The 19,590-nt window shown below is 66.6% G+C and carries 20 protein-coding genes; 3 read left to right on the top strand and 17 right to left on the bottom strand.

Translation table 11 applies throughout. The annotated features are described in order from the left end of the window. The first annotated feature begins 37 nt into the window (after window positions 1-37). Window positions 38-1,066, top strand: coding sequence for a DUF1571 domain-containing protein (locus A3AC_RS0109525; RefSeq protein ID WP_442856487.1), 1,029 nt, complete (start codon window positions 38-40; stop codon window positions 1,064-1,066). Here the strand turns inward: A3AC_RS0109525 and A3AC_RS0109520 are convergent, their stop codons facing one another. The 5 genes from A3AC_RS0109520 to A3AC_RS30640 all read right to left on the bottom strand — a co-directional run bounded on the left by A3AC_RS0109520 (window position 1,067) and on the right by A3AC_RS30640 (window position 4,816). After that, window positions 1,067-1,465, bottom strand: a complete 399-nt coding sequence (locus A3AC_RS0109520) for a hypothetical protein (RefSeq protein ID WP_025598558.1) — start codon at window positions 1,463-1,465, stop codon at window positions 1,067-1,069. It lies immediately after the preceding gene. A 141-nt stretch (window positions 1,466-1,606) separates the two neighbouring features. Further along, window positions 1,607-3,184 carry an FAD-binding protein gene (locus A3AC_RS0109515; protein WP_025598557.1) on the bottom strand — a complete coding sequence of 526 codons (1,578 nt, stop codon included), beginning with the start codon at window positions 3,182-3,184 and terminating at the stop codon, window positions 1,607-1,609. A gap of 46 nt (window positions 3,185-3,230) precedes the next feature. Next, window positions 3,231-4,100, bottom strand: a complete 870-nt coding sequence (locus A3AC_RS0109510) for an anti-sigma factor family protein (RefSeq protein ID WP_025598556.1) — start codon at window positions 4,098-4,100, stop codon at window positions 3,231-3,233. Further along, window positions 4,097-4,648: an RNA polymerase sigma factor gene (locus A3AC_RS0109505; RefSeq protein WP_025598555.1), complete on the bottom strand. Its 552-nt coding sequence runs from the start codon at window positions 4,646-4,648 to the stop codon at window positions 4,097-4,099. Before A3AC_RS0109505 ends, A3AC_RS0109510 begins: the two co-directional genes overlap by 4 nt. A 15-nt stretch (window positions 4,649-4,663) precedes the next feature. Then, window positions 4,664-4,816 (bottom strand): hypothetical protein, encoded by a 153-nt coding sequence (locus A3AC_RS30640; protein WP_198017981.1) that lies wholly within the window; start codon window positions 4,814-4,816, stop codon window positions 4,664-4,666. Window positions 4,817-5,134: 318 nt separating this feature from the next. On the opposite strand from A3AC_RS30640, the gene hfq reads away from it, so the two are divergent. Then, window positions 5,135-5,617, top strand: a complete 483-nt coding sequence (gene hfq, locus A3AC_RS0109495) for an RNA chaperone Hfq (protein WP_025598554.1) — start codon at window positions 5,135-5,137, stop codon at window positions 5,615-5,617. 38 nt (window positions 5,618-5,655) lie between these two features. On the opposite strand, the gene A3AC_RS0109490 is transcribed toward hfq, so the two are convergent. Beyond that, window positions 5,656-5,880: a hypothetical protein gene (locus A3AC_RS0109490; protein WP_025598553.1), complete on the bottom strand. Its 225-nt coding sequence runs from the start codon at window positions 5,878-5,880 to the stop codon at window positions 5,656-5,658. Window positions 5,881-6,282: 402 nt separating this feature from the next. Between A3AC_RS0109490 and A3AC_RS0109485 the strand changes: the two genes are divergently transcribed. Continuing rightward, window positions 6,283-6,492 (top strand): hypothetical protein, encoded by a 210-nt coding sequence (locus A3AC_RS0109485; RefSeq protein ID WP_025598552.1) that lies wholly within the window; start codon window positions 6,283-6,285, stop codon window positions 6,490-6,492. A 158-nt stretch (window positions 6,493-6,650) separates the two neighbouring features. Here the strand turns inward: A3AC_RS0109485 and A3AC_RS0109480 are convergent, their stop codons facing one another. The 11 genes from A3AC_RS0109480 to cpaB form a co-directional block, all read right to left on the bottom strand. Further along, complete coding sequence (locus tag A3AC_RS0109480; RefSeq protein WP_025598551.1) at window positions 6,651-7,373, bottom strand: DUF2968 domain-containing protein; 723 nt, start codon at window positions 7,371-7,373, stop codon at window positions 6,651-6,653. 49 nt (window positions 7,374-7,422) lie between these two features. Beyond that, window positions 7,423-8,814 carry a sigma 54-interacting transcriptional regulator gene (locus tag A3AC_RS0109475; protein WP_025598550.1) on the bottom strand — a complete coding sequence of 464 codons (1,392 nt, stop codon included), beginning with the start codon at window positions 8,812-8,814 and terminating at the stop codon, window positions 7,423-7,425. A gap of 10 nt (window positions 8,815-8,824) precedes the next feature. Beyond that, window positions 8,825-10,585, bottom strand: a complete 1,761-nt coding sequence (locus tag A3AC_RS0109470) for a TadG family pilus assembly protein (RefSeq protein WP_232231919.1) — start codon at window positions 10,583-10,585, stop codon at window positions 8,825-8,827. A gap of 49 nt (window positions 10,586-10,634) precedes the next feature. Beyond that, entirely contained in the window at window positions 10,635-10,988 is a 354-nt protein-coding gene (locus tag A3AC_RS0109465; RefSeq protein WP_025598548.1) for a DUF3613 domain-containing protein, read from the bottom strand. Window positions 10,989-11,014: 26 nt separating this feature from the next. Then, window positions 11,015-11,875, bottom strand: a complete 861-nt coding sequence (locus A3AC_RS0109460) for a pilus assembly protein (protein WP_025598547.1) — start codon at window positions 11,873-11,875, stop codon at window positions 11,015-11,017. Between the two features lie 10 nt (window positions 11,876-11,885). Continuing rightward, window positions 11,886-13,175 (bottom strand): type II secretion system F family protein, encoded by a 1,290-nt coding sequence (locus A3AC_RS0109455; protein WP_025598546.1) that lies wholly within the window; start codon window positions 13,173-13,175, stop codon window positions 11,886-11,888. A gap of 2 nt (window positions 13,176-13,177) precedes the next feature. Next, window positions 13,178-14,329 carry a type II secretion system F family protein gene (locus tag A3AC_RS0109450; RefSeq protein WP_025598545.1) on the bottom strand — a complete coding sequence of 384 codons (1,152 nt, stop codon included), beginning with the start codon at window positions 14,327-14,329 and terminating at the stop codon, window positions 13,178-13,180. Continuing rightward, window positions 14,322-15,689: a CpaF family protein gene (locus tag A3AC_RS0109445; protein ID WP_025598544.1), complete on the bottom strand. Its 1,368-nt coding sequence runs from the start codon at window positions 15,687-15,689 to the stop codon at window positions 14,322-14,324. Before A3AC_RS0109445 ends, A3AC_RS0109450 begins: the two co-directional genes overlap by 8 nt. 3 nt (window positions 15,690-15,692) lie before the next feature. Next, complete coding sequence (locus tag A3AC_RS0109440; protein ID WP_025598543.1) at window positions 15,693-16,934, bottom strand: fimbrial protein; 1,242 nt, start codon at window positions 16,932-16,934, stop codon at window positions 15,693-15,695. Window positions 16,935-17,078: 144 nt separating this feature from the next. Continuing rightward, complete coding sequence (locus A3AC_RS0109435) at window positions 17,079-18,533, bottom strand: type II and III secretion system protein family protein (protein WP_025598542.1); 1,455 nt, start codon at window positions 18,531-18,533, stop codon at window positions 17,079-17,081. Between the two features lie 40 nt (window positions 18,534-18,573). Beyond that, window positions 18,574-19,524, bottom strand: a complete 951-nt coding sequence (gene cpaB / locus A3AC_RS0109430) for a Flp pilus assembly protein CpaB (RefSeq protein WP_025598541.1) — start codon at window positions 19,522-19,524, stop codon at window positions 18,574-18,576. Between the last annotated feature and the right edge of the window lie 66 nt (window positions 19,525-19,590).

Genomic DNA, 19,590 nt, shown 5'->3' with positions numbered 1-19,590 from the left:
GCTGCGGCTGCGCTTGCGCGTGCGCCTGTTGTGGTCGATGCAGTTGAGCGCGAAAGCCGCTGAACGTGCGTCGCGGGATGAGCGCAGCGAGTTGGGGCTGGACGTAGCGCGTTCTGACGTCGCGCGGAACGGCGCAGCGCGACCGGGCGCAGCGCGGCCTCGCTCATTGCCGCTTGCCGCGCTGATCGCCTGGGCGGCGCTGAGCCTCGGCGCTTCGCCCGTCTTCGCGCAAAACGACGACAAGCCGCCGCCGCTCGAAACGGCGAGCGCGGTCAAGGCCCCTTCCACGCCTGCCTCGCAGGTCGGCAAGCTGACGCTGGATCAGCAGGTCAAATGGCTGCGCGCCGCGCAGAATAGCGGCGCGCTCGAAGCGCTCGACGACGCGCAACTGGTCGCGCTCTTCAAGTCGCTCGATCCGCTTGCGCTGCCGCGCTATATCAAGGAAGGCCCGAACGGATACGCGTCGTATGAGTTCACGATGTCGCGCGCCGAGCGCATTCGCGGCCAGTGGCCCGACAAGCCCGACCACATGCTGGTGCGCGTCGCGCACGATCCGCTGCGCATTTACGCAAAGTGGCTGCCCGACGGCGCGCACGCGGGCCAGGAGATCATCTACGACGAGTCCAGGCGCACCGACGAAATGTACGGTCACCTGGGCGGCATCATGAACGTCATGCCGCTATGGACCTCGTTGAACGGCGCCCTCGCGCGTTCGCAATCGAACCATCAGGTGCGCGATCTCGGCACCGAATATATCGCGCAGCAATACCTCGCCGAGGGCAGGAAATTTATCGAGGCGGGCTTGCCGCGCTCGGTGCAAATCGACGTGAAGACCATCGACGGCGTGCGCGTGGTCGCCTTCACCTTCGAATCGCCGACCGGCCAGCCCCAGTTCTACGCGAAGAAGGAAACGCTGGGGCTCGATTTGCGGCATCCGTATTTCCGCACCGTCGAATCTTATGACAACGACGGCCGCATCTTCGAGAAGATCGTCTTCGAAACCATCACGCCTGAAACGTTCGACGACTCCACATTCGACCCGAAAAACAGGGACTACAGGTTCTAGCTAGCGCGGCGCGAGCACGAAACTCACGTGAGCGGACTGCGCGGCCTGTTCATGGCTATGCTCGAGCCGATGAGTCGCGCGAGTGGCGAGTTCTTTCAGCACGAAGTAATCGGACGCGCGCGTGACGCCTATCAGCCACGGAGCCGGACCTGCATCTGCCGAGGCATGTAGCAGCGGAAGCAGCGTGGTGTGCCAGAGAAGACCGACGTCGTCGCCGGTTTCGAAGGTGGGCAGGTTCATCGCAGCGGCATAGCGGGAAAACGCGGCGCTTGCTGCTAACGTCGAGTCGGCAATCGCGAAGGTGTCGCCGCGCGCCGCGGCATGCGCGAGCCAGGGCCACACGCAGCCTGCGGTGGTGGAAAGCCATGCACTCGTCATCATGAAAGTGCGCCGGTCCATGTTCGTTCTCCGGGCGAGTTCGTGCGGTTTGGGTCGTGCGGTTTGATTTCGTGTGGTCGGGTTGAAGCGGTCAGGTTCACGCGGCCAGGTTCATGCCGCATGCGTGTCGACCTCGCTCACGCATAGCCGCGCCGCTTGCCCTCACGTATAGCCGCGCCGGTCGCGCCACGCCGCCGGCCAGATGCCTTGTTTGCCCGGCGCAAGAATACCGTTCGGGTCGAGCGCGTCCTTGATCGTTTCCGAAAGCCGCAGCAAGGCGCCGTCGTTGAAACTGTACTGCGCGGCGGCAAAATCCATATACGCGAGATGCGCGCGATATTCGCCGTAGCCGGCCGCGCGCGCGTCGCTCATCAGCGAACGCAGCAGGGCGCCGGCCGCCTCGACCTGGCTCGCGTCGTCACGATCGAAGATGGCCGCAAAAATGTGATGCAGATGGCGCACCCCCGCCGTGAAGCCGCCGTAGTAGTCGAAGCCGTATTCGGCGGCGCGCGCCTTCACCATGAAGTATTGGCGCAGCGCATCGCGACCCGTCGCGGGACATACCGGCGAGAAATCGACGTGCGCGCCGGCGCCGCCGCGCCAGTCGAGCATGCGAAACGCGTTCATAGCCGGGATGCCGGCAAGATTGCGGTCGCCGCCCGCGGTCGGCTCGGCATCGCCTGAATAACGTTTTGCGTAGATGCGCGCATCGCGCACGCGTGCGAACGCGCGCTGCACGATTGCATAGCGCGCATCGATCAGCTCCGGCGTGCCGTACAGCGCGAAATGCAGGTTCCAGCGGCCGACGTTCAGCTTGTCGAGCATCGTGCTCACCGCACCCTCGGGCATCGCGCCAGGGCCGTCGTACCATTGCGCGCGCGCCGACAACCCGGCTGCGCGGCGCAAGCCGCCTTCAATCACCGCGTGATTGCGGATCGTTTCGTCGAGCCGCAGCGGCCGCAATATGTCGACGATGGCTTCGAGATCCGTCTCATGGCGGAACTGGATTTCACCGAGCAGATACGCGGGCGGTGCCGGCATCAGCCACACGCCAAGCTTCGTGACGATGCCGTAGTTGGACTGCATGAACATCGCGTCGAACGACGGCCCGTAACCCGGCTTATAAAGCTGCCATGCGGTGCTCGTGTCGATCCCGCCCATGCCGGTGCGCAGCACGTCGCCATTCGCGAGTATCACTTCCATCCCGCATTGCGTGGCCGCATGATCGCCGTAGGGCGTATAGCCGAAGCCGCGTTCGAGCGTATTGCCGACCACGCTGCCCCAGCCCGCCGCCGGCGGATCGACCCACAGCCGGTGGCCCTGCTCGCGCAGGTACGCGTGCAGATCGAAGTAACTCACGCCCGGCTCGACGAGCGCATACGCGAGCGTCTCGTTGACCTCGATGATGCGGTTCATCCGTTGCAGATCGAGCACCACCGAGCCGGTCAGACGCGGCGCCGCGCCGCCGTACGCGAAGTTGCGCCCGGTCGAAACGGTCCACAGCGGAATCCGGTATTGATTGGCCACGCGCAGCACGGCGCGAATTTCATCGACGGATGCGGGCAGCAGCGCCGCGCTCGCCGCAAACGCCTCATGCTCGCCGGGCGCGAACGGATCGAGATAGGCGGAGAGTCCTGCCGCCGAACTGACGACATGCTGCGCGCCGACAATCGCGCGCCATGCGGCAAGCGCCGCGTCGAACTGCGCGGCGGAAAGCTTCGGCGGCAGGTTGCGGCTCAAGGGCTCCTCCTTTGCGGCGGCGTGCGCGGCACGATTGTGCGCCGCGCTACTGCCACGCTTCCGGCTTGCCGCCGAGCGCGCTGCATACGTCGACGGCAATTGCGCGCAGCTTGCCTTCCGCGATCGGTCCCGACAACGCGTAGCCCATGCCGTCGCTGATCCAGTAGAAGGTGCGCCGGTTGCCGTCGCGCAAGAGGCGGAACGCGTTTTCGTCGCGCGCGATGCCGGTCACATACAGCGTCAGGCGCGCGCCGCTGCGGTTCTCATACATGAACTGCGCGGCGGGCCCCGTCTCGCCGGGCAGGAGGCGCCCGCCCACCAGCGAATAACCGTATTCCTGCAACGACGGCACCGAAAGCGGCCGGTTCAGGCGCTTCGATAGCCAGTTGATCAGATGCTCTTCCTCGCTCGCCGCCACTTCCACCGGATGACGCCGCTCGGGCGTGTAGACCGCATACGCGATGTCCGCGCGTTCGGCGAAACTGGGCGCCCGCGCGCCGAGCCCGTTCCACGCGCCGCCGGTCAAACGCGGAGCGAGCGGGCCGAGCGCGAGCGCCAGCCCGGCGCCCACGGCAAGCCAGCAGGCGGCGAGGCCCACGCGCCGCCACCATGGCGTACGCGGACGCAGCACGATGACGGTGGGATCGTCGGCGGCATCGGGTGCTTCGTGGCTGGGCAAGTCCGTGTGACTCTGGGAATTGTGCGCTGTGCCGCGTTGCAGCGGCGCGCCGCACAACGCGCGCAGCGCGGCCTTCTGCGCGCGCCACGAGGCCACGCGCGCGGCGGCTTGCGGATGTTCCGCCAGCAGCGCGGCGATGCGCTCGCGCTCGCCATCGGTGACCTCGCCGTCGACGAACGCCGACAGCGCTCGCAGGTCCACCCCGTCGGGCATGCTGGAATCGTGGTCGTTATTCATCGCGGATTTCTCACTACTTTCAACGGCGGCTTGCGCGCCGGCCCCTGGGTGGTCCCGGTTGCGGGCTCTTTTGCAGGCCCTTCCAGCAGCCCACGCAGATGCTCGCGGCCGCGCGACAGGCGCGACATCACCGTGCCCACCGGCACGCCGAGCGCCTTCGACGTCTCCTGATAAGTCAGTTCCTCCACGCAGACGAGCAGCAGCACCTCGCGCTGTTCGAGCGGCAGGCAATACAGCGCGCGCTGCAGATCGCGCAGCACGAGGCCGTCCACCTCGCGTTGCGGCGCTTCGAGATTGCGCCAGGGCGCGCTTTCTTCATCGACGGCGATTTCGCGGCGGCCGCGCAGCTGATCGATATAAAGATGCCGCAAGATGGTGAGCAACCATGCGCGCAGGTTGCTGTTCGGCCTGAACGCCGCCCAGCGCGCGAGCGCGCGCTCCGCCGTATCCTGCACGAGGTCGTCGGCCCAGGCGCGGTCACCCGTCAGCGCGCGCGCGTAGCGGCGCAGCTGCGGGAGCCACGAGATGACTTCGGCTTCGAAACTCACCCGGCGGGCAAATGCTCAGTAGCCGCCGCTACTGCCGCTGCCGCCGCTCGAGCCGCTGGTGCTGGAGGCGCCGCCGTCGGTCGCGGACGAGCAGGCGCTCGTGGCGAGCGAGCCCAATGCGAGTGTGAACAGCATGAGGATCATGCCGAGGATGCGGGTCGATTTCATATGAGTCTCCATGTGGGCCGGAGCTGCGGGTTCAGCTGTGCCGTGCCGTCCCTGTCTTAACGCAACGGCCCGGTGATTTATTCCGACGTTGCGCGCACTGTCAGCTTTTTCCGCCATTCTCGTCGGCAAGCACCCGGCCTGGCGGAAGAAGCCGGCCATTGATCGACTGATTTGGTAACTCAACGTTACAGCCAATAGTTACCAGGTGCTTATGTCAGCGCAAGCCGTTATAGTGGACCCAGTTCGCCCGCCGACGCGTTCTGCCCCCACACAGGGTAGAATCGCGGCGAACAACCGTCTTTCTAACCTGAATTGTCCATGGCTTCCGCAGAATCGCATCCGCAAAACGACTTCATGAACGCTGCGCGCAAAGAACGAAAGCGCGTTGAGATCTACCTCGTCAACGGCATTCGCCTGACGGGTTGCATCGAGTCGTTCGACCAATATCTGGTGATGCTGCGCACGCCCGTCGGCCTGCAGGGCATCTACAAGCGCGCCATCTCGACGATCCAGCTCGACACCGGGACCCGTCCGGCTCCCCGCGCCGGCCGTCCGTCGCATGGCGAACACACTACCCGCGGGCCGCACGGCTCGCGCGAACCCCGCGAGCATCGCGAACCGCGTGAACCACGTGAGCCGCGCGAATCGTACGGTGCGCCGTCCGAGCGGTCCGCGCCGGAGCGCAGCGGCGCGTCAGATGCGCCGGTGGTCGTGACGCGGCGGCGGCGTCTGTTCGGTACGGGCGGCGACGGCGGCAACCATGGCAATCATGGTGGCAACGGCAACGGCGGCCACGAGTAAGCAGTAATTCAAGCAATAGGCAGTCGCCGCGGCACCGGTCACTCCTGTAGAGGACCGAGCCGCTGCAGAATTTTCTCCACCCTCGCCACCTGCTGTTCCGACAGCTCGAACTTGCACTTGACCGCCAACAGCCGGCGCCGCCAGTAGCCGGCGTCGAGCATCCGTTGCGCCGGCTGCCTCGTTGCCCAATCCAGATGGTCCAATTCTGCTTCCACCACGTGTGAAGCGTTGAAACGCTTCGCGCGCACGGGCTTCCTGTTCATGGTGTTCGCTGCCTTGTTGTTCGTCGATTGAGTTCGCGCCCCTCCCGACGCCGGACTTTGCAGATGCGTCGCCGGCGGTCTGCCGGACCGGTCCACGCGACCGGTCGGTGATTGTTTGTTTTCGGCACCGCATTGCCGCGACACACTGAAAACGAGCCGGCGAGGCAGCGTTTCAAGTTCTTGCTGATTCGATCGTTGGGCGGCGGGTGCCGCGCGCCGGTTTGCGCTGGCGCTTCGATCCGCGCCTGGCCGGTTTCACGCTTGCGCGCCGGTCAGAAGTCGCGGGCCGGTTTGCCCCTTAGCGGTTGATGCATGCGCGCGTCCTATCCCATCCGGCCAATGTCGCCCGCGACGTGTTTGCGCTATGCTGAATCCGTCGATTGTGTCTATAGGGAGGCCGCCATGACAAGCAAGAAGCACAGCGCACCGCCGTCCGCCGCAAAGCAGCCGGACCGGGCGCTCGACTCCACAGAGAGCCGTCTTGACGAGGCGCTGGAAGAAAGCTTCCCTGCGAGCGATCCGATTGCCGTCCATGAGCATGACGGGCATCGCGCGTCCGAACCGCAATCGCAGCCGCAATCGCAGCCGGTGGGAGAAAAGAAGCGGCGCTAGCGCGCCGCAGGCACCAGGCGCGCATGCCGTGAAGGAATGGTGCGTGCAGTCTGCGCGGAAAGAGTCATGCGGCTCGAGCAGCGCCTGACCATCGGTGAGCCGCCGCTCGCCTGGAACAGCGCTGCACCCGGCTCACGTCAAGCAATCGCACCGCCAGCTCAATGCACAGGCAAGCCGCTTTCCAGTTGCCGTTGCAGTTCGCGCACCTGGCGCTGGGCCGCACGCAGTTGCTCCTGCGCCGCAGATTTTTGCTGGGCGAGCGCCACGGCTTCGGCACGGGTTTGTTGCTGCTGATTCGCCACGATGGTCTGCTGCTGACGCGCGACGTCCAGGTCAGCCTGCAGACGATTCGCACGGCTTTGCGACAGCGCGATCATGCGTTCGGTGAACGCCTTTTGCGCCTCGAGTTGCGTGCGGCGAATTTCCACGTCCGAGAGTTGCACGGTCTGGCGCGCGAAATCGCGGTAGATCATTTCCGCGCGCGCCGCGTCCTGTGTCTTGATCACACGCCAGAAGTTCTTCTGCTGGAAGAGCGCGACGTAGTACGTCATTTCCTTGCCGTGGAACAGCAGGCTCGCGCCGTAACTGCCGTTGTAAGTGGTGCGCAGCTCGCTCAGGTCGGAGCCCTTGATCATCTGCTGCAATTCCGCGACGTTCCCGGCAGCGGATTGCTTCGCCTCCTCAGGCGTGAGCGCGGAGGTCTGCACTTGCGTTTGCGCCGGCAGCGGCGCGGACGGCAGCGCGACTGTCGCACCCGGCTGGGAAACGACACCAGATGTTCCGCTGTTATCAGGCTGGGCCTGTGCGCATGCGCCTTGTGCTACCCCCAACGCCATGATCGCAGCCATGGCGATCTGTCGTAGTTTCGACTTGTGGTCCATGTAATTCCTGCTTCGACAGTTTTTGTTTTAGTTCCCAATCGTCTCATTATTACTCACTTTCGCGGGTTTCGGGCTCTTCGTCGAAAATTTGGTACTTACGCATTTTCTCCCACAGCACCTTGCGGCTGATGCCCAGGTAGAGCGCCGTGTCCTGACGCCGCCAGTTGTTGGCGTCGAGCGCGGCGATCACGCGGTTGCGCTCGGCCATGTCCCATTTGCTGCGGTCCACGAGCACCTCCGCTGCGCTTTCCGCCGGCACCGGCTGCGCGCTGCGGGCAAGCGCGAGCAGACGCTGCAGGCGCGCGGCGTCCCAAGCGCCAATCTGGCGCACCGTCACGCCAATCCGTTCCGCGAGGTTGCGCAACTCGCGCACGTTGCCGGGAAAATACGTATCGGCGACGGCGTCCGCGAGCCAGTACGGCAGGTCCGGCAGGCTGGCGAGCCGCTCCGCGCCCACCACCTGCGCGATGAACGCCTTGAAGATCGCGATCTTGTCGACCGCGCCCCGCTCCTCCAGCGACGGAATCTTCAGCTCGATCACCGCCAGCCGGTAGTACAGGTCCGCGCGAAACGTGCCGTCCTTCACGAGTTGCGGCAGATGCCTGTTGGTCGCGGCCACCAGCCGGAAGTCGAGCTTGACGGGCGTCGCGGAGCCGATTCGCGTGACGGCGCTGTCTTCGAGCACGCGCAACAGCTTGACCTGCTGATAAAGCGGCAGATCGCCGATTTCGTCGAGAAAGAGCGTGCCGCCGTCGGCCTGCTCGAAGTAGCCTTTGTGCGCAACGACGGCGCCGGTGAACGAGCCCTTCGAGTGGCCGAAAAAAAGCGACTCGAAGAGGCCATCCGGAATCGCGCCGCAATTGACCGCGACGAACGGGCCCTGGCCGTAGCGGCTATGCTTTTCGTGCAGCAACTGCGCGATGCGCTCCTTGCCGACGCCGGTCTCGCCATGCACCAGCACGCTCGTGTCGCAGTCGGCGAAGGTGTCGACTTCGTGCAGCAGCGCCTGCATGCACTCCGAGTTCGCGATCATCGCGTCGGACTCGTGCGTCTTCGCGCTGTGCGCGCGCATCTGCAGCACGAGCTTCGTCACCATGCCGCGCAACTCGGCGCAGGTGAAGTCGAGCGGCAGAATGTGCGAATACTCGGCCGGGTACATGGACGGATCGTGGTCGCGCGGCGCGGCGCCGACCCACACGACAGGAATGCCGTGCGCGGCCTGCCAGTCGCGCACGATCAGCGCGCCGCTGTCGATCACCGAAACGCTGATGATCGCAAGCGATGGCCGCTCCGCGGTCCGCTCCGGCGAGATGGCGATATCGTCGGCACGGATCACCTCGACGTCAAAGCTTGCCATGCAGCGCGCGACCCGGTCGACGATGTCGGCCTTGCCCTCCCAGACATAGATATCGAGTTCCTCGATTTTGGTGGTGGTTCTCATGGTCGCCGAATCAATAAACCAGTTGTGCCTGACCGCAGGCAAGTCCGAGGTCGTGAACCGTGCTGACGCCGAGCTGCACACCGAGCAGTTGCAGGAGCGGCACGAGCAGCAGGTCGAGCGAATTGAGCACGGGCGTGAGCAGGCCCGCGAGCGCGCCGGCAAGCGGCGCGGCGAGGACGGTGATGTCGACGCCCAGCGCGGTGGCGTGGATGGAGCCCGCGAGCCCGCTGGCGAGCTGGCTCAAGAGGCCGCTCGTGGCCGAACCGAGGGCGTTGGTGCTCGTGCTCTGATAGTCGTCGCTGTCGCCGGTAACGTTGTTAAAGCGCAGCACGCTGGGCGCGGGCTGCATGCTGAGATTCATGCCGTTTGCCGGCGAGCTGGTTCCGACGCTGACGTCGATCACGCTGGCGCTCAGCAGCGGCACGCTCACCGAGGTCAAGGACGCGGGCTTCGAGCAGGTCGTGGGCGCCGTCGAGTTCGACAGGTTGCTGGACGCGTCGCCGCCCACGCACAGCGACAGGAGGCCCGGCGTCACCGAGATCCAGCTGTAGCTCGTGGCCTTCTGCGTCGAACACTGGGTGGTCTGCAAGTCGGCGGTACCGGGCGCAACTTCGAGATATATGGGCAGATTCAGAAGGCTCACGTTGACGAGCGAAGGAAAGCCCGAGCCAAGTCCCACATTTACGTTGACGAGTTGTACATTCAGATAAACCTGCACCGAAGCCGAATGCGCGCTCGTACGCGGCGTGCCGTCCGGATAGGTGCCGGCCTCGCCGATCGCGATCACGGGCGGCTTGAGAATCCGCGCTTGCGCCGTCACGTTTGCGACCGGGCTCATATTGAGCGCGGTGCCGAGATTCACCGCCGAACTGCCGTGCGCGATCTCGGCGGCGATCATCAGCGCGTCGAGCGCGTTGATGGTGGCGGAGGCCGCCGCCTCCGGATTGGCGAGCCCGATCGCCAGCAAGCCGCTGGTGCCGGTGGTGTCGCCGAGGTTGACCTTGGTCGATCCCGTCGATGCGTTGGCAATCGTGTTCAGCCCGCTGCTCACGCTCGCGCTCGCTGCGTTGCCCTGGCCGAGCGCGGTCGCCATGGCGGTCGCGAGTTGCGCCACCGTCACCTGTGTCTGCAGTAATTGCGACATCGACGCGACGCCCAATGCGGCGGCCAGATCCGACAGCTTGACCTGCGCGGTGGCGAGCCCTTGATAAGAGCCGACATCGAGATTCACATTGCTGCCGAGCAAGGCGTTCAATAGTCCGTTGAGCAAACCGCCGGACAGGCTCGCAATCGACGTGCTCAGCGAGAACGCGCGAACATTGGTGGCCTGCGCGACGGCGCTTGCGCTCAGCTCGCGCGTCTGGCCGATCAGAAACAGAAACGGCACCGGCCGGCTCACCACCACCTGCAATGCATTGATCGGCGAGCCGGACGCCGCGAAATACGACTGGCCCGCATTGGCCGACGGGTCCCATCGTCCGCAAGTCGACTGGACGGTGCCGTCGTCTGGCAGACCGTTGGCGCTCGCGTTCAGTTGCGCGGAGTTCGCGGCCGCCGCACAGCCGCCCGCGCTGCCGATAAGCTGCACGCCCGCTGCGGCGGCGAGATCGGCGGTACGCTGGAGATCGCGGCGCGCGTAATAGAAGTGGCCAATATCGACCGCGCCGAGCGCGATCACCGCGAGGCTCACCCACACCGCCGCGAGCAACGCAACCGCGCCATGCTGCCGGCGCGCGGCGACGGCGAGCGTGCCGCGACGATGCATGCACATCGAGCGAGGCCATATGGAATGGCGGCGGACGGGATCGCTTGATCGCATGTCAGTTCTGCGGCAATTGCCCTGTCAAGCCCGCACCCTGGCCGCTGCCGCTGCCCTGATTGAGCGCCGACCCATACAGATCGGGAATCCGCGATTTGAACGACTGCATGTAGCGCCGATAGGCGAGCCCGGCCTCTTCGCCGGGCATCGGCTGGGCGGCTGCGGCTTGCGCATTGCTGCGCTGGAGCGCGAGCCATGCCGCGGTCGAATGCCCGACCTCGCTGCGTTCGACCGGCGGCTCGCCGCTCGGCGCTGACTGGGCGCACGCCTGGACGGTTGCGCCCGCCGCGAGCGCAAGCAGCAACGCGCGCGCGGCGAAGCGTCGCCGTGTCTGGACTCTCTGGTTATTTTCCACGCTACCCTCCGCGGCCGCGCCGCCTGTTATTGTGCGAACCGTTGCAAGAGACGCGGCGCCGGCTCGGTCGTGCCGTGCGCGCTCGCAACCGTTCTCGCGGGCGCAGCCAGCAGACTCTGCGCACCGGACATGCCGGTCGAGCCCGCGTGTGCGCCACTGCGCGCGGCGGCTGCGATTTTCGCCGCGTCGCTGCGGATCGCCGCGCGCACGTCGAGTGTGAGCTTCTGCTGGTTCATCAGCGCCTGTGCCTCGCTCGCCTGTCCGTTAGCAAGCAGAAAAAGCGCGATATTGCTGACGATCTTCAGATTGGCCGGGTCAAGTTCGGCCGCTTTCATCAACGGCACGCGCGCGCCGACGACGTCGCCCGCACGCAGGCGCGCGTAACCGAGGTCGGACAGCACTGTCGCATCCGTGGGCGCAAAGAGCGCCGCCTGTTCCAGTTCGCTCGCCGCGCCGGCGAAGTCGCCCTGCCCGCCCGCGATCAAGCCCAGCCCGCGATGACCGCGTGCCGCCAGCGGCGTCTGCAGCAACTCTCTATAGGCTGACGCGCTGGCGTCGGGCTGATCGGTCATGCGCAGCGCGTCCGCGCGCAGCAGAATCGAATCGGGCGAGACGCCGTACTGCTTTTCGTACGCGTCGATATGCGCGAGCGACGCGAAGTAAAGCCCCTGCGACTGCATCCGGTCGATCAGGCCTAGATACATGCCCGGCGTGTCGGGCGCCGGATCGCGGTTGGCCTGCGCGAGCAACGCCTGGCGCTCGGCCTGCGGGCCGACGCCGTAGCCGGACTGCTGCGACGCGCACGCGCCGAGCAAGGCGAGCGCCCATGCCGCACAGGCGCAACGCGTCGCGTGCGCAACATATTTCGGTGTCTTGATCAATCTCATTGCTGTTTCCTTAGCGATGCATCGACTTGAGCGAGTGCGACACCGACAACACGCCCGGCCCCGCGGTGACGATCATCAGCGCGGGAAGCAGTGTCAGGATCATCACGCCGGTCATCTTCACCGCCATGCGGCCGATCCGTTCGCGCAGCATCGCGCGGCGCGTTTCGCGCAGCCGGTCGCCGAACTGCTTGAGCGGTTCCTGCACCGCGCCGCCGTGCCGGTCCACCTGAATCAGCAGGCGCACGACCGCGCGCAGGTCCTCGTTGCCGAAGCTCGACGCAAGCCGCGACAGCGACTGCTCGCGCGTGCGTCCGGCGGCGAACTGACGCTGCGCGATTTCGAGTTCGCTCGACAGCACCGGCAGGACGCCGCGGAAATCGTTGACCATCACCTGCAGACTTTGATCGAGCGACAGGCCCACGCCCTGCAGGAGCCGCAACAGGTCGACGAGCATCGGCAGTTCGTCGACGACCGCGCCGCGGCGCGCGGCCGCGCGCCGGCGCAACACTACCTTCGGCGCCATCACACCGCATACGAAAGCGACGATCACCACCAGCACATAGCGCGGACCATCCGCATGCGCGTGCGCGAGTGCGCCCGCGACGAGCGGCAGTACGACGGCGCCGGCGATGCGCGCGATCAGGAACAGTCCGCGAGCGCGCGCATCGACAAAACCGCACTGTTCGAGGAGCCGCCGGTCCTCCTTGGCGACGACCTGCCGCCCCACCGGCGTGTCGAGCCAGCGGGTGCCGGCGTTCGCGCATCGTTCAAGAATGCCTTTGATGCCGCGGGCGCGTATGACGTTGGGCGCCGCGCCGCGTGAGGATGACGCGTGCGGCGAATTCCACGTGGCCGGTGTATGGGGGGCTTTGGCTGCACTTGCTGCGTGTGGCGCACTGGCCGCATGTGCTGCATGTGCTGCATGTGCTGCATGCGCCGCGTGTGACACATGTGACGCGTGTGAACCCTGCGCCCCGTGTGGCGCATGTGCCGCGTGCGCCGTACGCGTCCCCTGTGCCGCGCGTCGCGTCTGCGCGCCCAGTGCCGCACGTACCGCACTTACCCCATTGACCCCGCCTGCGGGATTCGGCGCATGGACCGCGTCCGTCGCATCACCGCCCGGCCCGCCGCGCGCACTCGCGGCCACCGCGCTTTGCAGCGCGCGTTCGTCGAGTGCGTGAGCCAGCGTGCGCGCGCTGCGGCGCGCGGCTGCAAGACGCCCGAGCAGCAGACCCGCGAGCAGCAGCGATCCTGTGGCTGCCAGAACGAGCGCAAGTGCGAAGAGCTGATTCGGCTGCATGGTCAGGCCTTCAACCGGGCAAGCCGGTACAGCAGATACGCGCCTGTCAGTTGCAGCGCGAACGCGAGGTACAGAATCTGCCGGCCGCCCGGGTCGAACCACATCGAGCCGAAATAGCGCGGGTTCGTCAGAATCAGAAAGCCGCCTATGCCGATGGGCAACATGCCGAGCACCCACGACGAGAGCCGCGTTTCCGACGACATCGCGACAAGCTCGCGCTCGGCCTGCTCGAGATCGCGCATGAACGACGACATGCGGTCGAGCATCACGTCGGCGCGGCCACCGTACTTCACCGAGAGCCGCAGCACCGCGCCCACCAGTTCGAGTTCGCGCGCGCCGTACAGCACGGCGACGTGCGAGAGCGCGCGGTCTATTTCGACGCCCGATCTCAGCATCCGCGAAACATGCTCCAGACATTCGCGCAGCGGCGCCTCGGTGGTTTGCAGCGACGCCTGGAACGCGGCGGGCACGCTGTTGCCGAGCGTGATCAGACGCACGATGCCGTCGAGAAACGACGGCAGTTGCCGCACGATCGCCTGACGGCGGCGGCTTGCCCGCATCGACATCACGAAGTAGAGAAACACGGCGCAGCCGGAGAGCGTGACAGCCGCGGCGAGCGGCCCGCCCTGGCTGGCTGCCACGAGGCACAAGATGGCGACGATAGCCGCGACCGCCGCAAGCGACGCGCGCGCATCGCGCAGCCCGGCCCGGTTGAGCGTCGCGGCAAATGCGTAGCGCGCGCGTGCGGCCAGATAACGCAGATGCGCATGCATGCCCGCGTCGGCGGCCGGCGCTTGCGGCGCGAGCGCGACGCCAGGCGCGGCCCGGCGCGCGGCAGCGGACGCCGATCCCGCGGCCGTGCCCGCAGACGCAACGAAGCCCGACGCCCCGCGTGACCCGCTTGCTGCTATGCCGGCGGCAGCGGAGCCCGCAGCGCCCGCCATTGCGTCGATTGCGCCGATTGCGCCGATTGCGGCGCCCATCGACGAAGCCGCCGCCCCCGGCGCCGCGCTGTGCGCGACGCTCATGCGGCTGTCGATGAAGCGCTCGGCGCTCGCCTGTTCGTTGCGTTGCGCGGCGCGCTGCAGGATCAGCAGCGCAAGCGCCGCGCAAAGCAGCGCGAGCGCGGCAAAGATCAATGCTGCGCTAGACATTGAAGCCGCCGCCGAAGGCACCGCCGCTTCCAAACCCGCCGCCGAAACCGCCATCCCCCAAACCACCCACGCCACCAAGCGGCTGACGGAAGCGCGCGAGCTTCGGCGAGTGCGGATGAATGCCGAGCGACACCCATTGATCGAGCTCTTCGCCGTCCGCCGACAGCACCGGCTCATAGCGATAGAGCTCCTGGGTCGCGATGATGTTATCGGACAGGCCCGTCACTTCGGTGATCGACAGAATGCGGCGCCGGCCATTTGAAAGCCGCCCAATCTGCACGATGAAGTCGATCGCATTGGCGATCTGGCGGCGCAGGCTTGACTCGGTGCCCTGGAAGCCCGCGAACCCCGCAAGCATTTCGAGCCGGTACAAGCACTCGCGCGGCGAGCTTGCGTGGACCGTGCCCATGGAGCCGTCGTGGCCCGTGTTCATCGCCTGCAGCATTTCGAGCACTTCGCCGCCGCGCACCTCACCCACGATGATGCGGTCCGGGCGCATGCGCAGCGTATTGCGCAGCAGGTCGCGAATCGTCACGACGCCGGCGCCGTCGAAACCGCCCGGGCGGCTTTCGAGCCGCACCACATGCGGATGGTTCAGCGAGAGCTCCGCCGTGTCCTCGATCGTCACGACGCGCTCGGGCTCGGGAATGTGAAACGCCAGCGCATTGAGCAGCGAGGTCTTGCCCGAACTCGTTCCACCCGACACCAGCACGTTGCAGCGCGCCTCGACCGCGGCTTCGAGCAGCGCGCCGATTTCGGCACTGTAGGTGCCGTTGCCGAGCAGGTCGTCGGGGCGCAGCGGGTCCTTGCGGAACTTGCGGATCGAGACGATGGGACCGTCTATCGACAGCGGCTCGATCACCACGTTGACGCGTCCGCCGTTGGGCAGGCGTGCATCGACCATCGGATTCGATTCGTCGAGGCGCCGGCCGATCGGCGCGAGTATGCGCCGCACGATCCGCAGCAGGTGCGCGTTGTCGGCGAAGCGCACCGGTATCTTCGTGAGAATGCCGTGGCGCGACACGTACACGTCGTTGTAACCATTGATGAGAATGTCTTCGACGGCCGTGTCGTTCAGCAGATCCTCGATCGGGCCGAAGCCCGCGAGCTCTTTGGTCAACGCGTCGGCGATCGCACGCACCTCGGCCTCGTTGATCGGAATGCGCCGCAGCCGCACGAAGCTGTCCATTTCCAGATCGACGAACTGATTGATCGCGTTACGCGACCAGCGGCCGAACTCCGAACCCAGTTCCTCGATGCGCGTGAGCAGATGTTCGTGCGCGGCATTCTTGATGTCCTGGAACTGCTGGCTTTGCGCGAACGACGGCGCGTTGTCGGCGAATTCGATCTCTTTTGCCATCGTCTATGACCGTCTGGAGGAAGTGGGAAGGAAGCGTCTGAGCGCGCCCAATGCTGACTTGCCGCGAACCGGTGCGCTGGCGTGCGCGGGGCCCGCGAGCCGCTCGATCAGCGGCTCGAGCGCACGCACATACGGGTCGCGCGCCGCGGCCTCGGCGAGCAGCAAGCCCTGGTTCGCCGTCTGCGCGAGCGAGACGCGCCGCTCGGGCAAGCTCGCGAGTAGCGGGATGTCGAGGCGCTCCGCGATCTGCGCGGCAGCAAGCCCCAGCTCCGCGTCGAACCTGTTGACGATGAGCCTGACGTTGGCAGTGTCCGCGCCCGCCTCGCGCAATGCCTCCAGCACGCCGACTGCCGACACGATGGAGGCGACGCCCTGATCGCAGACAAGCCACGCTTCGTCGGAAGCGCGCACCACGTGGGCGATGAACTCCATGTTCGAGAAGCCACCGAGATCGACGATCTGCTGGTCGAAAAATGCACGCAGCCGGTTCAACAAACCGATTGACGACGAATACGAAATCTCGCGCATGTCCGCGAGATCCGGCGGCAGTGTCGTGAACGCGAGGCCGCTCGCGTGATGCGACAGCGCGGTGTGCACGAACGTCTGGTCGAACCGCCGCAGGTTGCGCACGGCTTCGACGAAATGAAAGTCGCTGCGCGTGTTGAGCATCAGCAGGCCGTCGCCCGCCGGCAAACCGAGATCGAGCAAGGCCGCCTGTCGGCCCTGCTGCGCGTCGCGCCGTTGCAGCATGACCGCCAGATTGGTCGCGAGCGTGCTCACGCCCATGCCGACGCGCGCGCCGAGCAGCGCGGTCACGCGGCCATGGCGGCTCACCGGCTCGACCAGATTGTCGAGCACCTGCTGCGTGATGCGCAGCGCGTCGGCGGCGGGCGCCGACAGGTCGATGAAGTCGCGCACGCCCGCGCGCAATGCGGCGAGCGCGCTCTCGGGTTCCGCGAGCGAACCGATCGCGACGATCTGCAGCCCCGGATACTGCGCGCGCACGGCGCTCGTCGCCGCGCTCGCCGCCGCGCCGCGGCCGCCCGAAAAGTCCACGAAGACAAGCGACGGATTCAGCGTGGCGATACGCTGCGTGAGCATTGACGGGTCGAGCGTGACCGCTTCCACCGCGCCGGCGGCCAGCAGCGTCTCCGACAGCCAGTGCACATGTTCGTCGGCGAGCGACGCGAACATGAAATAGTCGGTGACGGCCCGCTCAGTCAATGAGTGCGTTCTTGCGTTCATCGTGCCCATCCTCTTGCGGCATCGGCGCAAAACCGTGCGCCTTTGCCTTGCATTGCCCGCCGCGCCATGACTGCGAGAAAAGCGTGCGGGCCTCGCGGCGATCACGCCTGTACACACGGCGGCCCGTCCGTTGGCTGCTCGCGTTCATCTGGAAAACCCCGGCGCCGCGTCGCGCGCCGCCACGCCGCCGAGCAACGAGCGCCACACCGGCGCGTTGCGCTGCTCGGACTGCTCGCCCGGCGTGGCCGGCAAGGTCGCGCCCCTGGCAAGCGGCGACACCAGATGCGGCGTGACGATAATCACCAGTTCCTTGTCGTTCTGCTGATAGTTGAGCTGCTTGAAAAACGCGCCGATCACAGGCAGGTCGCCGAGCAGCGGCACCTTGGCCACGTTGGAAATGGTTTCTCGATCGATCAGTCCGCCTATCACGAAGCTCTCGCCGTCGCCGAGCTCGACTGTCGTGTCGGTGCGGCGCGTGGTGATCGCCGGCACCGACACGCCGCTGATCGTCACCGCGTTGGCGAAGTCGAGCTGGCTTGCCTCCGGCGCCACCTTCAAGGCAATGCGCTGCGGGCTGAGCACCGTCGGCGTAAGCGTGAGGCCCACGCCGTAGGGCTTGTATTCGATCGACGTGGTGCCGAGACCCTGAGGAATCGGCACAGGAATCTCGCCGCCGGCCAGAAAGCTCGCGCTCTGACCGGACAGCGCGACAAGCGTCGGCTCCGCGAGAATCCGCGCGAGATTGTTGCTTTCCATCAGGCTCAGATCGGCGAACAGTCCGTGCGTGGCCGAGTTGAACACCAGATTGAACGCCGATGAAATCGGCGCCACGGAGTTGAAGGAAGGCGTCGGACCATAGTTCGCCGAGGTCAGCGCGGACGGTGCGAACGAGCCAAACGTGAAACCGTTGTTCTGCTTCAGGATGTTCAGGCCCACTTGCTTGAGCACCGTGCGGCTGAACTCCACCACGCGCACGTCGACCTGGACGACCGAGCGCGTCGCGACCGTCGAAGTGTCGTAGATCTGTGCGGCGCCGCCGTTCGCTGCGTCGGTGCCGGCCGCGCCGCTCATGCCCGAAGCGGCGCCGCCTCTGCCGCCCGCCGCGCCTGGCGCGGCGCCGTTGGCCGCGTTGCCAGGAGTCGCTCGCTGACGCGCCTCGATCCCGGCGGCCGCCACGGCCCGCTGGTGCGCTTCCATTGTCGGCGCGACGCCCGAAATCAGAGCGGTGTCGCCCAGTACCCTGACCGACGGCGTGCCCGGCCCAAGCAGGCTCTTCGCGGCAGGCGAGCTGACGTTCACCACATACGACAGCGGCGCGTCCTTGCCCTGCTCCCACAACATCACGTTGGTGCTGCCCGGCGACTTGCCGATCAGCAGCACGCCGCCCGTTTGTTCGCCCTTGATGATGAGCACGTCCGCGACGCCCGGGTCGCCAATCGCGACACGCCGCAGCGTATGGCCGCTCGCGAGCGACTGCTGTGAGCCGACGACGATGTCGAGCTGCTCCGCACCGCCCGCGGCGAAGCTCGCCGGCGACGCCACCATCGACGAGCCGCACAGCAGCGCAGTCATTCCGTACTCGAAAATGCGTTTGTTCATTTTTTTATGGACGCGCGTGGCCGCACGCTCCCTGAAACCGCTATCGGGCGACCGTTTCGGCGCGCCCACCCCGTATCACTTCGATGCCGTTAGCCGCCCCCGCACTACTTGCAAGCCGGCTCGCGACCCGGCTCGCGGGCGGCGCAAGACGCGGCGCCACCGGCGCGCGCGGCGCGGCGTTGCCCGTGCCGCCCGACAATGCGTCGAGCGATACGCCCGCCGCCGCGCGGGTCGAATCGCCGGGTAGCACACCGCCGCCCGTTTGGGTCGATGTCTTCAATACGGCCGGCAGCGGCGCGAAGGCGCCGGCGTCGATTACTTCGGGATCCTTCGGATTGCGCAGCGCGAACACGAGCCGTCCAGAACTCTCGGCGAGCGTCAGGCGGTCAACGTCGGCAACCGGCACGGCGAGCACCGCTGTCCTCACCATGCCGTTCGGATCGCCCGACGTGTCGCCGGCGGAAGTCGCGTTGCCGAATGCGAGCACGCGCACTTTCGACATTAGAAGACGCGCCTGGGTGTGTTCGATCTCGCCGCCGCTGCCCATGTTGCCGTCGCGCTTGAGCGTGAAGAACACATCGACGAAATTGCCCGGACGCAAGCGGTTGCCAACCGCATTCGATTCCTCGACGCGTACCGCCACCGCGCGCTCGCCGGGCTCGATCCGCTCGGCCAGTCCCGACGACAGTTGCTCCTCGAGCACCGGTGCTTCGGCGCCGATGTCGGCGGCGGGCACGCGCCCGGCGACCAAGGACGGATCGGCGAACGCGCCATTCGGGTTGATCGGCAACGGCTGCACGCGCAGCGCGTCGGCGGCGATCGGCTTGCCTGCGGGCAGCACGCGCGTCGCCACCACCACCGGAAACACCACCTGTTTCACGGACGCGACGGGCGCGGGAGCCGGCCGGCGCAACAGCGTCACGGCAAAGATGCCGAGCAGCAGCGCGAGGGCGATGAGCAAGCCGGCGGCAATGCGGGTGAACTTCAGCATGACGGCCCGCGCCACGAAGCGCGCGCGACCACGCGGCCGCGCTGCGTGGGTGAACCAACGAGGCTT

The organism is Burkholderia sp. WSM2230, assembly GCF_000472445.1.
Lineage (GTDB): Bacteria > Pseudomonadota > Gammaproteobacteria > Burkholderiales > Burkholderiaceae > Paraburkholderia.
The sequence above is the reverse complement of the archived record's forward strand: the minus strand, read 5'-3'. Positions and strand labels throughout refer to the sequence as shown.